Annotated in this window: 9 protein-coding genes and 1 pseudogene; 4 read left to right on the top strand and 6 right to left on the bottom strand. The window is 40.9% G+C overall.

Annotated elements, in window-relative coordinates; all coding sequences use genetic code 11:
• Nucleotides 1-46: 46 nt before the first annotated feature.
• From L884_RS0115575 to prmB, 5 genes are all read right to left on the bottom strand, one after another.
• Nucleotides 47-316, bottom strand: coding sequence for a YfcL family protein (locus tag L884_RS0115575; protein WP_028768362.1), 270 nt, complete (start codon nucleotides 314-316; stop codon nucleotides 47-49).
• Between the two features lie 138 nt (nucleotides 317-454).
• Nucleotides 455-1,588, bottom strand: coding sequence for an ATP-NAD kinase family protein (locus L884_RS0115570; RefSeq protein WP_028768361.1), 1,134 nt, complete (start codon nucleotides 1,586-1,588; stop codon nucleotides 455-457).
• 46 nt (nucleotides 1,589-1,634) lie between these two features.
• Complete coding sequence (locus L884_RS0115565) at nucleotides 1,635-2,813, bottom strand: MFS transporter (RefSeq protein ID WP_028768360.1); 1,179 nt, start codon at nucleotides 2,811-2,813, stop codon at nucleotides 1,635-1,637.
• Nucleotides 2,813-3,907: a chorismate synthase gene (gene aroC / locus L884_RS0115560; RefSeq protein ID WP_028768359.1), complete on the bottom strand. Its 1,095-nt coding sequence runs from the start codon at nucleotides 3,905-3,907 to the stop codon at nucleotides 2,813-2,815. Before aroC ends, L884_RS0115565 begins: the two co-directional genes overlap by 1 nt.
• Before the next feature lie 165 nt (nucleotides 3,908-4,072).
• Nucleotides 4,073-5,017, bottom strand: a complete 945-nt coding sequence (prmB, locus tag L884_RS0115555) for a 50S ribosomal protein L3 N(5)-glutamine methyltransferase (protein ID WP_028768358.1) — start codon at nucleotides 5,015-5,017, stop codon at nucleotides 4,073-4,075.
• A gap of 79 nt (nucleotides 5,018-5,096) precedes the next feature.
• On the opposite strand from prmB, the gene smrB reads away from it, so the two are divergent.
• A complete protein-coding gene (gene smrB / locus L884_RS0115550) occupies nucleotides 5,097-5,627 on the top strand; it encodes an endonuclease SmrB (RefSeq protein WP_028768357.1) in 531 nt (176 codons plus the stop codon).
• A 382-nt stretch (nucleotides 5,628-6,009) separates the two neighbouring features.
• On the opposite strand, the gene sixA is transcribed toward smrB, so the two are convergent.
• Nucleotides 6,010-6,480: a phosphohistidine phosphatase SixA gene (gene sixA, locus L884_RS0115545; RefSeq protein ID WP_028768356.1), complete on the bottom strand. Its 471-nt coding sequence runs from the start codon at nucleotides 6,478-6,480 to the stop codon at nucleotides 6,010-6,012.
• 348 nt (nucleotides 6,481-6,828) lie between these two features.
• Here sixA and L884_RS0115540 point away from each other — a divergent pair, with 348 nt between their 5' ends.
• The 3 genes and pseudogenes from L884_RS0115540 to L884_RS23190 all read left to right on the top strand — a co-directional run.
• A complete protein-coding gene (locus L884_RS0115540) occupies nucleotides 6,829-9,618 on the top strand; it encodes an insulinase family protein (protein WP_028768355.1) in 2,790 nt (929 codons plus the stop codon).
• Between the two features lie 302 nt (nucleotides 9,619-9,920).
• Complete coding sequence (locus L884_RS0115535; protein WP_028768354.1) at nucleotides 9,921-14,192, top strand: EAL domain-containing protein; 4,272 nt, start codon at nucleotides 9,921-9,923, stop codon at nucleotides 14,190-14,192.
• A gap of 99 nt (nucleotides 14,193-14,291) precedes the next feature.
• Nucleotides 14,292-14,581, top strand: a pseudogene (locus tag L884_RS23190) (hypothetical protein); the annotation flags it as partial.

Here is a 14,581-nt window from a genome sequence, read left to right as displayed (position 1 = left end):
GCATGCTTACCCTAACGGCAAAAGCCAAGCCTCTACGGCCAGACTATTAGGCAGCCAATTTAGTACTTAATTGCACCCAAGCATTGTTAACAAGCGCGTAGTCAGCGTCATCAAGCTCTTCTCTTGCTAGCGCTAAACACTCAGTCATCTTGGCTTCAAGTGCCGCTAGATCTTGCTCAGCTTCTACCTCTAGCTGAGACAAAACCACTGCAAAATGCCCTTGTAAATAGCCACTAGCAAATAGTGCATCGTCGCCGCCTTCAGCAACGATGTGCTCAATCCAATCTTGTAGTGTTTGCTCGTACTTCTCTATCATCGAGTGCTCCGCATTTTTAGTTATCAACGCGACGCTACATTTGCTGGCGTCAGGTCAACATATTCAATTCAATTTTAGCCAGTCATCGCAATGTCAATGTACATGGCCAATTAACAAGACTCATTAACGATGTGTAAATCACTCCAAACCTAATAACAGATCGGGGTTCGCCACCTGATACATGACGTAATCATGGTAGCCTGTGACCACTTTATAATAGCCTGCTAGTTCAATATCCAATTCAGGGTCGCCACTATCCACAATTAATGGCCTGCCATCAAGTGCTTTTAACTTTGTTTTTGTCGCTAAGATGACGATGTTGTCCTTTCCTACTCGCTTAACAAGCTCGGGACTTAGCTGTTGATTACCTCTTCCGAGTATGTGACCTTGCCCACCAATCAATGTAATAAACAGCTTCAATGATTTATCTTCTGTGAGCTGGAGTAATTCAGTTGCTGATAAATCACTTGCTAGTAGAGTTTCATCTTGGATCAGATCGACCCCCAATAGGGTGTTATCAAGCCCTAACTCGCTCATTACCGCAGCAACTGTGCTACCTGAGCCCATAATGCACAAATGATCTTCCATCTGCTCAATGGCTTCAGCGGCAATATCGGCAAGAACCAGCTCATCACTCTCTTTACCGCCCATTTTTACCGCCTGAACATATCTTGGTTCTGCTGGCACTTGCATTTCACCAAAACGGCGAGCACGAACCACTCCAGTCCTAAATGCTACCTCATCAATATCCATAACATCTGCACTCATAAGGCTAACGAGATCACCATCGAGTAGCATTTTGACCACCATACCTGATGCATGCGGGGTGATACCGTATACGCCGGAATGGATCTTTACTCCCGCTGGTACGCCTAAAACAGGCAATTTGTCATCTGCAACGGCATACACATCGCGTGCGGTTCCATCCCCACCTGCAAACAATAACAAATCTAACGTTTCATTCAGCAGCTCACTCACCACCTTTTGTGTATCTTGTGCTGCAGTGGTTTCAGGTGTTTGATAAACGACACGCGTACTAAAGCCCATAGATTTGGCTAGAGTTTCTCCCATGTCGCCTGATGCAGTAATGATCTCTATACGACTCTTATACGCTTCGATAACCGCTAGCGCCTGTTGCATTCTCAGATGTGATTTTGGGACAGCTCCTTTGGCGATAGCCTCAGATGCTACGCCATCGCTGCCTTTAAGAGCTACACTACCACCAAGACCTGCAAGCGGGTTAATGATTAACCCCAGTCGAAATTTACTCACCATCAATACTCCATGTTTGACATTTTATCGTTATTATTTGATTAAGCTACTTTGCAGTTTCAATCTGCTCAGGCGTTGCCTCTTTTGGGATCAAAAACACCGCAAGCATAGATAAAAATGCACATCCTGCAGCAAATATCCAAGTCGTTACCGCACCACTTCCATCCCCCCAGATTATGCCGCAAAGCCAGGTACCGAGAGCACCACCGACACCAAAACTTAAACTGGCGTATAGCGCTTGGCCTTGACTACGTCGGTTAAGATCAAAATGCTTATGCACAAACTGAATTGATGCCGCATGAGTTAAGCCGAAGGTAAATGCATGTAGTATTTGACTAATACTTAGATAAACAATGTTTTCGACGCCATATGCCAACAATAACCAGCGAACGGCAGTTAAGCCGATACTCACTATCAGCAACAGTTGTACACCAAAGCGACCGAGTAACTTTGGCGCATACATAAACATGAAAATTTCAGCCACTACACCAAGCGCAACAAAAATACCCGCAGCCGATTCCGTGTATCCCGCTTGTTTAAGATACAGTACAAAGAAACCGTAAAATGGCCCGGCACTCATTTGCAGCAACATGGCTGAGATTAAAAACCAGATCAACGCTCTATCAAACACTAACGGCTTACGCTTAACCGTGTTATCAACCACAGCCCGGTTTGATGGCAAAGGTAAGGCGCTTATCAGCATGCCAATAAACAATGTCATACCAATATAGGGCAAAATTTGCGGCCCGAAGTGAGCAATTGCAAAACCACCGCTGACCACCAGTACGATATAGCCCACACTGCCCCAACTGCGAATAGCGCCATAACGGTTGGCATCGTCACCAAGTGTTTCAAGGGTAATCACTTCAAGTTGAGCAAGAATAGCATTCCAAAAGAAGGTATAAACCGCGAGGCTAACAGCTAAATAGATTATACCGCCGTCATAAAAGAAGGTGAGATAAGTGAGTGCCGCCGCGCCAGCGCCTATTTTTACCAGCTCAGAACGCATGCCGGTTTTGTCGGCAACAATGGCCCAAAGGTTTGGCGCTATGATGCGCGTCCCCATTAGAATAGCCATTAACAAGCCTATCTGTTGCGCATCAAAGCCGCGACTATCAAAAAAAACACCGAGATAAGGCACCATGATGCCTAAAATAGAAAAGAAGAAAAAATAGCATGCACAGAGCCAGCGAAGCTGCTGCTCTGTGCTTTTAGGTTGAAACATTAACGCATTCCGATAACAGGGGTACTGCTGTTGACATCCAAGTTTTGCGCACGATGACGTAATAAGTGATCCATCAATACAATGGCTAACATCGCTTCCGCAATGGGTACAGCCCGAATACCAACACAAGGATCATGACGCCCTTTAGTCACCACTTCTGCGGTTTCACCTTGAGCTGTCATACTTTCACCCGGCACACTTATGCTTGAAGTAGGCTTCATCGCAATATGGGCAATAATAGGTTGACCAGATGAAATACCACCTAAAATGCCTCCAGCATGATTGGAGGCAAAGCCTTCTGGTGACATCAAATCACGGTGCTCAGAGCCTTTTTGGTTTACCACTTCAAAGCCGTCACCAATTTCAACACCTTTAACGGCATTAATTCCCATTAAAGCATGGGCAATATCTGCATCGAGTCGGTCAAATACTGGCTCACCAAGACCTACAGGTACGCCTGTTGCCACAACAGAGACTTTCGCACCTATTGAGTCACCGCTCTTTTTAAGATCGCGCATATACTCATCTAATGAATCGAGTTTAGATGCATCAGGAAAGAAGAAGGCGTTTTGCTCAATTTGGTCAAAATCAACGGTTTCAGCCGAAATAGGTCCAAGCTGTGATAGATAAGCATGGATCTCTACCCCGTGAACTTGTTTTAGGTATTTCTTAGCTACAGCCCCTGCGGCAACCCGCATAGCGGTTTCGCGCGCAGACGAGCGACCGCCGCCACGATAATCACGCTGACCGTATTTTTGCTGGTAGGTGTAATCGGCATGTCCCGGACGGAACAGATCTTTAATATTTGAGTAGTCTTTACTGCGTTGATCGGTATTTTCAATCAATAGGCCAATTGATGTACCAGTTGTTTGACCTTCAAATACACCAGAAAGAATACGCACTTCGTCAGGCTCACGGCGAGCAGTGGTATAACGAGATGTTCCCGGACGGCGTCTATCTAGGTCGTGCTGCATATCCGCTTCTGTCAGCTCAACTCCTGGAGGACAGCCATCAATAATACAGCCAATTGCGACGCCGTGGCTTTCACCGAATGTTGTTACTACGAAATTTTGTCCAATACTGTTTCCCGACATTCGCTTTATCGCCCTCTATCGCATTATTCTATTTTTCATTTACCCGCGTTTTGTCGGTAAATTCCTCAACTAAACCAATCTAATGTAGGAGTACTGATTGGCATATATCCAAATAACCTCAAGCTCATGGATATGAGCCGCAGTGGTTACTGCGGCTAAACACTATTATTCACTATCTTTGTAGATGGCGAAAAGTGATTCATTTTCAACTAACTGATCACGAGTTAAAACAAACACACCGTCACCGCCATGTTCAAAGTTAACCCACGTGAAAGGTACATCTGGGAACTGCTCAATTAAGTGTACCATTGAGTTGCCAACTTCAACTACCAGTAGACCATCTTCAGTTAAGTAGTCAGCAGCATTCGCTAAAATGCGTTTAGTCAAATCTAAACCATCACGCCCCGATGCTAAGCCAATAGCAGGTTCATGGTGGTATTCATCTGGCATATCACCAATATCTTCAGCATCTACATAAGGTGGGTTTGATACGATTAAGTCGTAATGTGGCCCTTTTGGGATCGCTGAAAATAGATCAGACTCCATTGGGAACACTCTATCCATCACTTCAAGTGTTTCAATGTTAATTTGTGCAACTTCAAGTGCGTCAACACTGATATCAAGTGCATCAACTTCTGCGTCTTCAAATTCATAGGCACAAGCAATAGCGATACATGCACTACCCGTACATAAATCTAAAACGCGATTAACCGGTTTATTGTATAGCCAAGGGCTAAAACGATTTGCAATAAGTTCAGCGATTGGTGAACGCGGCACTAACACACGTTCATCAACATAAAACTCTAAACCGGCAAAGCGTGCTTGATTTGTCAGATATGGAACAGGTAAACGCTCTCTTACACGGCGAATGATCAGTTCAACAATTTTATGCTTTTCACTAATAGTTAGATTAGAGTGAATAACCTGCTGACCAATTTCTTCTGGTAAGTGTAAGGCATGAAATACTAATGCAACGGCTTCATCCCACGCATTATCTGTACCATGACCATAATAAATATTTGCATCATTAAAACGACTGACACCCCAACGTAACATATCGCCAATAGTGCGTAATTCTGTAACCGCTTCGTCAACAAAAATCTTATCCAAAATTCACTCCAACTTTTTAATTCTGAATCATTGTAACTGAAGTCTATTCATAAGGCATCGGATTCAATAAAATAGAGTTATGAATAAAAACAAAGAAAATGATGATCTGGCCCTTTTTGCAGAATTGACTAAAGGCATAACCCCTTTACATCAAAATAAACGCCATTTTATCGCGGCAACTAAAAGCCGTAAAATCATAGAAGAGAAAGAACAGCAACTGCATGCTGATAGCTACTTCTCTGACACCTACCAGCCATTGCTACCCGTTGATGGCCCGATGAAATGGGCTCGTGATGACGTTGATAGTTATGAAGTGAAGCGTCTTAGACGAGGAGATTACGTGCCTGATCTTTTATTAGACATGCACGGGATGCGTCAAACAGAAGCCAAACTTGAGCTCGCAGCCCTAATCCAAGCCTGTATAAAGCAGCAAAGTCACTGTTGCTGTGTAATGCATGGCCACGGCACCGGAATATTAAAGCAGAATATTCCTATGTGGTTAGCACAGCACCCTCATGTCAAGGCGTTTCATCAAGCGACCAAAGAATGGGGAGGCGATGCGGCGCTACTGGTACTCATTGATATAGGCGATCAGCCTTATCGTCGTTAATACTCTTTTTAGCACTAAAAATCAGCCAATAAAAAAGTGAGCCTCTCTAAATAGATTGACTCACTTTTTATTCATCACCACTAGCGATGTAGTAATAATACCAATCAGTATAAGAATTTGATCAGCTCAGAACGATTTTTGGCAATCTAATTCAAGGCGAATAACTGAAAGAATGGTTGCTCCCTTGTGAAGTTATTCAACGCAGAAGTAGGCAGCCAAAAACGTTCCAGAATGGCGAGTTTTAGCGATTCTGATGCTGTGACTCTTAATAAACAAAGAGGGAACTTGAACCTAGTTCAACTATGCTCTTCATTCGTTGCCTTGCCTCAAAACCGCTAAACTCTCGCTGAGCGACTAAATGTTTATACTGATTGGTATAATGTCAACTTATTGAATGAGGAGCATGTTGCCAAATTAAGTTGTTTTTATCTGCCACACGCTCAACCAATGTAACTCCAGATGTAGCAAAAAGTGGCGGTTCAATACCCGGCACAAGTTCACTCACCAGATAACCTAGTAATGGCATATGCGATAGCACTAACACGCTTTGGGCCTGATATTGCTCTGCATAAGCGATAACCAGATGCGCCACCTGCTCAGGATCACCAGAGGGTACCAATTCATCTAAGGTAATCCATTTGTTAGGCTCAGGAAAATGCTTACTGACCTCTTGCCAGCTTTGTTGCGCCCGTAAATACGGACTGACCAAAACTAAATCGAACGCTGTGGTTGTTTTGCCTAGCCAGTTACTCATCAAAGCGGTGTGATGCCGGCCAATATCTGTCAATTGACGCTCTCTATCTGAATGAGCGTTGTAACCCGCTTCACCATGACGCATTAAAAATAGCTGCATACTGCTTGGCTACTCCCAATTATTTATTGTTATAGGTTAATTGTAGTCTGAATCCTACCCGCAACATACCGTTATTTAATTAATAATTAGTCGAATACCGAGCAAGCAACTAAAATGTGATCTTATTAAAAGCCTGCAACCTGCAATAAGTTGTAGCAATTTTAATCAAAAGCCATTTTATTTATGCTTTTATCACTGTTGTGTTTGAAGATAGCCAGAAATAATGGCAAGTTAAGTCAATCGGTTAGCTTATTGTGTTTATATTCATGAGTATTCAAAGCTACCCCTTAATCTTGGCATAGAGCAGCGACATAGCCCTTTCGCTGCTTACGAAATCGGAGCCACGCCTTGTCAGATATAAAGCAGATTAAAACTAGCCCTAATGATCATCGTCAATATCGCCATTTAACCCTTAAAAATGGTCTGTCGGTGTTGCTGGTTGCAGACAAACACGCGACTCAATCTGCCGCGTCAATGGCTGTTGCTGTTGGCCATTTTGACGATCCCGTTGAACGACCTGGCATGGCACACTTTCTCGAACATATGTTATTTTTGGGCACTGAAAAATACCCAGAGTCAGGCGAGTATTCGGCTTTTATCAATCAACATGGCGGTACCAATAACGCATGGACCGGCACAGAGCATACAAACTTTTTCTACAGCATTAATGCTGAACAGTTTGAAGCGTCTCTTGACAGATTCAGCCAATTTTTCATCGCGCCATTGTTTAATAAAGATCTCGTTGACAGAGAGCGACACGCGATTGAATCCGAATTTAGCATGAAGCTAAAAGACGATGTGCGCCGTGTTTATCAGGTACAAAAAGAAACGGTCAATCCAGCTCATCCATTTTCAAAGTTTTCAGTGGGTAACCTAAAAACCCTGAGTGGTGAGGAGTCCGAACTTCGCCAAGAGTTACTGCATTTTTATCAACAAAAATACAGTGCTAATATTATGACTTTATGCTTGGTCGCCCCACAAAGCTTAGATCAATTGGCCTCGTTAGCTGAGCAATACTTTAGTCAAATTCGTAACCAGCAGCGCACTGACAGCTACGCAGATGTTGCCATATATTTGCCAGAGCAATTACAAAAGCAAATCAATATTATTCCTCTGAAAGAGCAAAAACGAGTTGCAATTACCTTTGCATTGCCGGAGCTTGAGCGCTTCTATAAACATAAGCCACTCACTTTTATCAGCCACCTGTTAGGTTATGAAGGCAAAGGCAGTTTACTGTCATATTTAAAAGAATCAGGGCTTGCCAATAACCTTTCTGCAGGCGGGGGCGTCAATGGCTATAACTTTAAAGATTATAATATTAGCATTCAGCTTACCGACCGTGGCCTCGCTAATTTAGATGAAGTAATCAGCGCCACATTTGAGTATATCAACTTAGTCAAATGCCAAGGGCTGCAAGCTTGGCGTTATGATGAGCGTGCCGCTTTACTTAAAATTGCATTCCAATATCAAGAGCAGGTCAATGCACTCGATCTTGCCAGCCATTTAAGTATCAATATGCATCACTATGATATTGAAGATGTCATATTTGGCGACTATCGTATGGACGGATTAAATCTTGCCGAAACAAAAGCGCTATTGGCATTAATGACGCCAGCCAATATGCGTTTACAATTGATAGCACCAGAGCTAGATGCCAACCAAAAAGCGGCTTGGTATCATACGCCATACCAAGTACAGGCCATTTCACAGCAACGCTTATCGATATGGGCTAACCCTACCGTCCGTGAGCAGTTATATTTACCCAATAAAAATCCATTTATTATTGATGAATGTATCGCTCGCCCTGATAAAAGCAATTACCTCGTTCCAACTGTTGTTGCGCAAAAGCCTGGTTACCGGATCTGGCATCGCAAGGATGATGAATTTAACGTGCCTAAAGGACACTTATATTTATCCCTAGATTCAGCTCAAGCGGCAGCCACACCAAGACAGGCGGCATTAACAAGACTGTACGTTGAAATGCTACTCGACTATTTAACCGAGTATACTTATCAAGCAGAAGTGGCCGGGCTAAGTTATAACATTTATCCTCACCAAGGTGGGATCACCCTGCATCTCACTGGCTTTACAGGTAAACAGGAAACCTTACTTGAGTTAGTTATCGAAAAAGCCCGTGAAAGAAATTTTACTCAAAGCCGTTTTGACCTAATTAAACGACAAATATTGCGCGCTTGGTACAACCACTCTCAAGCAAAGCCTATTTCACAATTATTTACTAGCCTCACCGTTACTTTACAAAAACGTAGTTTTGAACCCAGTAGAATGGCTGAAATACTGGAGGAGATAACACTTGATGATCTGCACGCGCATGTCAAAAGCTTCTATGAAAAAATCCATCTTGAAGGTTTAGTATTTGGTGACTGGTTGGAAAGTGAAACCCACGTATTAGGCGAACGTTTAGAGCGTATTTTATCTCTAGTAACAACCCCTAGCCGAGAGTCATCAAGGGAGTTAATTAACCTGTCTAGTAAAGGTACTCTACTTAGAGAGATCTCCGTATCCCATCCAGATAGCAGTATCATCGTCTATTATCAATCTGATACCGCAACTCCTGAGAACATGGCATTGTTTAGTTTGTTAAATCACACCATGTCATCGACTTTCTTTCATGAACTTAGAACGAAACGACAACTAGGGTATATGGTTGGTACCGGTTATTTGCCGCTTAACCGCTACCCAGGTGTCATTTTCTATATACAGTCACCTACCTGTGGCCCACAACTATTGCTTGAAGCAATTGATGAATTCATCGCAGATTTTACTTATGCAGTGTTACAAATCACCAATGAGCAATGGGAGGCAACTAAAAATGGTTTGGTTAATCAGTTACTCATCAAAGATTCAAGTCTTAAAGTACGCAGTCAACGCTATTGGTCTAGCATAGGTAATAAAGACTATAACTTTAATCAACGTGAACTAGTTGCAGAGCAGATTAAACAACTGACTCGTGCAGACCTGATTAAGTTCATCATGCAAAGAATGCGTACTAAACACTGCGACCGCCTCGTTTTATTCAGTACCGGCGACTCACATCATGAACAAGTGCCATTAGAGTCTGACAAAATGATTACTGACTTAAGAGCATTTAAGCAAGAATCCGCACAGTTTGAGTACTAAAAAATCAAAGGTTGGCTACGTCTTCATCATGACGTCATAGTCAACCTCTGATATTTTGAGTTAATTAACACAAAAAACAAATCACACAATACAGTCAATTACGCCAATCATAGCCGATATAACATAGTAGATTACCTACAAACTAAACCATCTATAGCACTTTTATTAACCACAAGATTAAAGACTTAGCGTTTACAGACTACAATTCACCCCCATTTCTTTGACAATGGCGTCACTTTCTGAAAAAGTGTATTCAACAAATAATTTGTTCATTAAATTGGCGAATAATCAAACAAAAACATATGCCTAAAATTATTTTAAATACAATTCTCTTATTACTGATCAGCTTCTCAACGCCAACAGTCGCTCTTACACTCAAAGCGACTGAGTTAGGTGTACCCGACGGATTATCTCAGAGTAATGTAACCTCAATTGTTGAAGACCGTGATGGTTACATTTGGGTTGGTACGGTAAACGGCCTTAATCGCTTTGATGGCAAAAATTTTAAGCATTATTTTCCATCTGTCGATCACCAACTCCCAAGTGCCTTTATCCGTAGTTTGTTTATAAGTGATAGTGGCACGCTGTATATCGGAACCGATAAGGGCCTCGCTGTATATGATAAAATGAAAGACAGAATAATCTCAGCCAAGGAGCTAGGCGTAAAAATTGATAGTGCAATCTGGAGTATCACTCAATCTAACAATAAAATCTACTTAGGCTCTGAAAACGAAATAACAATTGTCACAGAGCGTAACTCTTCCCCTCTACAACAATTAATGCACAAAGAAACTATCTCAGGACAGTTCGGAGCAATAAAACAAATAATAGAGCAAAATAATGACATTTTAATAAGAAGTTATTCTGGGAAAGTCTTTTCCTTATCAAATATGTCTGCACCGCTACTAGAACACTCCAACTCCATAACGAAATTTAATAATGAAGTTTACTTTTTTACGGAAGACGGAGTTTTTAAAACTGAAATAAACGAACTAAAACTCGTCAATGATAACGTATACCAAAGCTCAAACTCTAATAAATACGGTTTATTTGCACTATCAAAAAATGAACTTTTTGACTTGTCAGATATATCTAAACCCAAATTAGTTGGAGTAGTAAATCTAATTGGCAATAGCCTTAACTCACCACAACTAATAACAAGTAAAAACAAGGCTCTAATAATAAATCAAAACAACGGCTTTATTATTGTAGATAAAGATAAAAATATAATTAAAACCAAAGAACTAGAACCGATAAACATATGGTCGATAGCAGCTCATGATGACAATTTTATTATTGCAGCAGATGATCCGTTCGTTAAAGTTTTCAATACTAATTTCGAACAGTTAGCACGCTACGATTCAGGTGCTCAAGGAGCTAAGTCAGCAATAAAGATCGGTGGAAAGATATATGTAGCAAGTTCTTCCGGTGTTATATCGATAAACACCAAAGATAACAGTATTCAACAGCTTTCAGATGAACCGTCATTTATAATAAAAGCTCATAAAACTCAGTCATCGATTTTAATCGGCACAAACTTTGGTTCACTCATAATTTACGACCTCATTACACATGTTAAAGATACAATTGTTATCGATAATGGAAATCCAATTTTTGAAATTAAAAGCTATAAAGATGATATATTCATCGCTACTCAAGGTGGGCTTTTCAAGCTGTCTAGAGGTGAAGTTTCGACTATTTATTCTGAGCAACTTGTTATAAGTTTAGAATTATTAAAAGATCAAATTTATTTCGGCACTGGTACAGGGCTAAATTCGGCCAACATTTACACAGGTGAAATAACAGAAATATATACCAACAACAAACCTATATTCTCTATATCTAAAAACTCACACAATATTGTCGCATCATCAGTTAATGAACTAATATTTAAAGATGAAAATAGCATCTATACATTAAACACAGATTTTGGTACACAACAAGAATACAACGTTCACGCCATATTAAGCAACAATGATAAAACCTATGTTGGTGGCTACGGTAATATAAGCATTATACCGATAAAAGAGTTAACGAAATATTTATCTAATAGTACTCCTCCAAAAGTTGTTTTAAGTGACCTAAAAATATTCAATATTTCTGAAAAGGTTGACCAAGGTATATTGAGCAGCCAGTTATCTCAAACTAGCAGCATTAAACTAAAATATTCCGACTACCCTTTTACTATCTACTTCAATAGCCCAGGAAGTGTTTTTAATAATATTGATTATGTCTATCAAATGCAGGGGCTTTCAGATTCATTAATTCACTCAAAAGGTACAAACTCTGCAACTTACACTAACCTATCTCCCGGTGAGTATCATTTTGTTATCTATGCTCTTGACCCTATAACCGGAAAACAAGGTGAAACCAAAACACTGCAGATAGAAGTTACCCCTCCATGGTGGCTATCAAACTCAGCAAAGTCAGTATACTTTCTTTGCGCTTTACTGATTTCTATATTAATCATAAAAGCCATTCTTCGACGCAGAGAAGTCCAAAAGCAGATAGCTAAAAGTGAGGAACGCTTAAAGCTTTCGCTATGGGGCAGTGGTGACGAAATGTGGGACTGGGACATTGAAACTGGTCAAATTTATCGCTCCAATATCTGGGGTGCACTAGAATTCCCTCAAGATGGCCAACGCTCAGGTAACGACAACGGTGAAAGCAATATTCATCCGATGGATCAAGAACGTGTCAGAGAGGCATTAAATAAACATTTTTACGGTGAAACCGACCATTTTGAAGCTGCTTACCGGGTAAAGGGCAAACATGAAGGCTGGATATGGATCTTAGATCGAGCAAAAATTGTAGAGCGCGATGAACACGATAACGCACTCCGTATGACAGGTACCATTAAAAATATTACCAATTTCAAGCAAACAGAAGAGCAGTTAAAACTATTTGAACGAGCTATCCAAAACATTTCTGAGGGGATGTTTATTCTTGATAGTGAGTTCAAGTTTGTTGAAGTCAATGAAGCTTGTTGTGATCAGATCATGCTTAGTAAGCAAGAGTTCACAGGTACCCTTTTCAACTTTGATTTATATCCGGATAGTTATTCAGAGCAGATCCGAGCAATTCTTAAACAACAAGGACGTTGGAATAACGAAGTCGAAGTGTTAAAAGGCAATGGCACAAGTTTTCTGATGGAGCTCTCAATTGATGCTATCTATGACGAGCAAGGAGAACTTTCTCATTATGTTGGAGTATTTTCTGATATCAGTCGCAGAAAACAGCAGGAAGAGGAGCTTAGAAAACTCACCAACAATGACTTACTCACTAACTTGCCTAACCGTTCAAACCTAATGGTAACCTTAGGTAACTTAGTAAAAAGAGACTCACACCATACCCTTATGGTGTTGGATTTAGATAATTTTAAGAAGATAAATGACTCGCTAGGTCATCAAATTGGTGATGACTTATTAGTCCAAGTTGCTAACCGAATTCAGGCAGCTATACCTAGTCATACTAGTATTTATCGCTTAGGTGGTGATGAATTTGCAATTCTTATAGATAAGAACCCAGACATAGGCACAAGCGCTGTAATCGCAAAAACAGTTATTCATGCATTTGAGACTCCCTTTGAATTAAGCCCTGAAAAGGTCGTTGTTGGCGTCAGTATCGGTATTGTGCTTTATCCCGAAGACGATCAAAATGAACAAGCGCTGCTGCGTAAAGCCGATATTGCTATGTATCATGCAAAATCAGCAGGCGGTAATCGTTATCAGTTTTACTCAGAATCTTTAAACAAAAACGCGATTAGACAGCTTGAAGTCGAAAACCTTATTCGAGAAGGTTTAAAAGACGACCTTTTCGAAGTTTACTATCAACCAAAAATCGATCTTAAAACTGGCCAGATGGCGGGTATGGAAGCATTAGTCCGACTTAACCATCCAGAGCATGGGCTTATTGCACCAAATAAGTTCATTCCACTTGCTGAAGAAAACGGACTCATAGTCGAAATTGGTGATCATGTATTGAAAAAAGCCTGCTTTGCAGCGCAAAAATGGCGTAGCCAAGGCTTATTCAATGGACGTGTTGCTGTCAATTTATCGTCAAAACAGTTTGCACTACCCGATCTACAACAGCGAATAGAGTCAATTTTACGACTCACTCAATTACCTGCCGCGAATTTAGAGCTAGAAATTACCGAGGGAACCGTGATTAGAGAGCCTGAGAAAGCCATCAAGGTAATGCAACAGCTTTCAAAAATGGGTGTAAGTTTAGCACTCGATGACTTTGGTACAGGCTACTCTTCACTCTCTTATTTAAAACAGTTCCCTATTCATACCTTGAAGATAGACAAAGCATTTGTCGATGACATAGACAAGTCTGATCGCGATCTAAAGATGGTCGACTCTATAATTACTATCGCCCATAACATGGGACTTTCTGTTGTCGGAGAAGGCGTTGAAGAAACCTCACAATTAAACATCCTTAAAGCACTTAATTGCGAGGAAATACAAGGGTTTATATTCAGCAAGGCTGTGACGGAAAATGAATTTACTAAGTTATTGCGCCTAGATGCAAACAAGCAATATCTCTCACCAATCAGCGCTCAAGGAAACTAAACAACAACAAAAAAACACCATTGGCACAACATCTGCATTTACCTTCTCATCAAGTCAAAAATATAACTTTATATTTAATACTCTACGAGAAGGTAAGTCATGAAAAATACAATTAAAGGATTAATCACGTCAGTAGCACTTATTGGAGCTTTTTCAGCTACAGCATCACAAAATAGTGTTCCAGTTGCTCAAGATATAACCTCATCGAATATTAGCCTTTTAGCGGGCATTCCAAATATTAAAGTAAAGCCTGAACAAAGCGCGGCTATCCCGAACATTAAGGTTAAGCCTTTACAAACAGCTGCAATCCCGAACATTAAGGTTAAGCCGCTACAAACAGCCGCTATCCCGAACATTAAGGTTAAGCCTGTACAAACTGCCGCTATCCC

This window comes from Shewanella fidelis ATCC BAA-318, from assembly GCF_000518605.1.
GTDB classification, from domain to species: domain Bacteria; phylum Pseudomonadota; class Gammaproteobacteria; order Enterobacterales; family Shewanellaceae; genus Shewanella; species Shewanella fidelis.
This window is presented reverse-complemented; position numbering and strand designations above follow the sequence as displayed.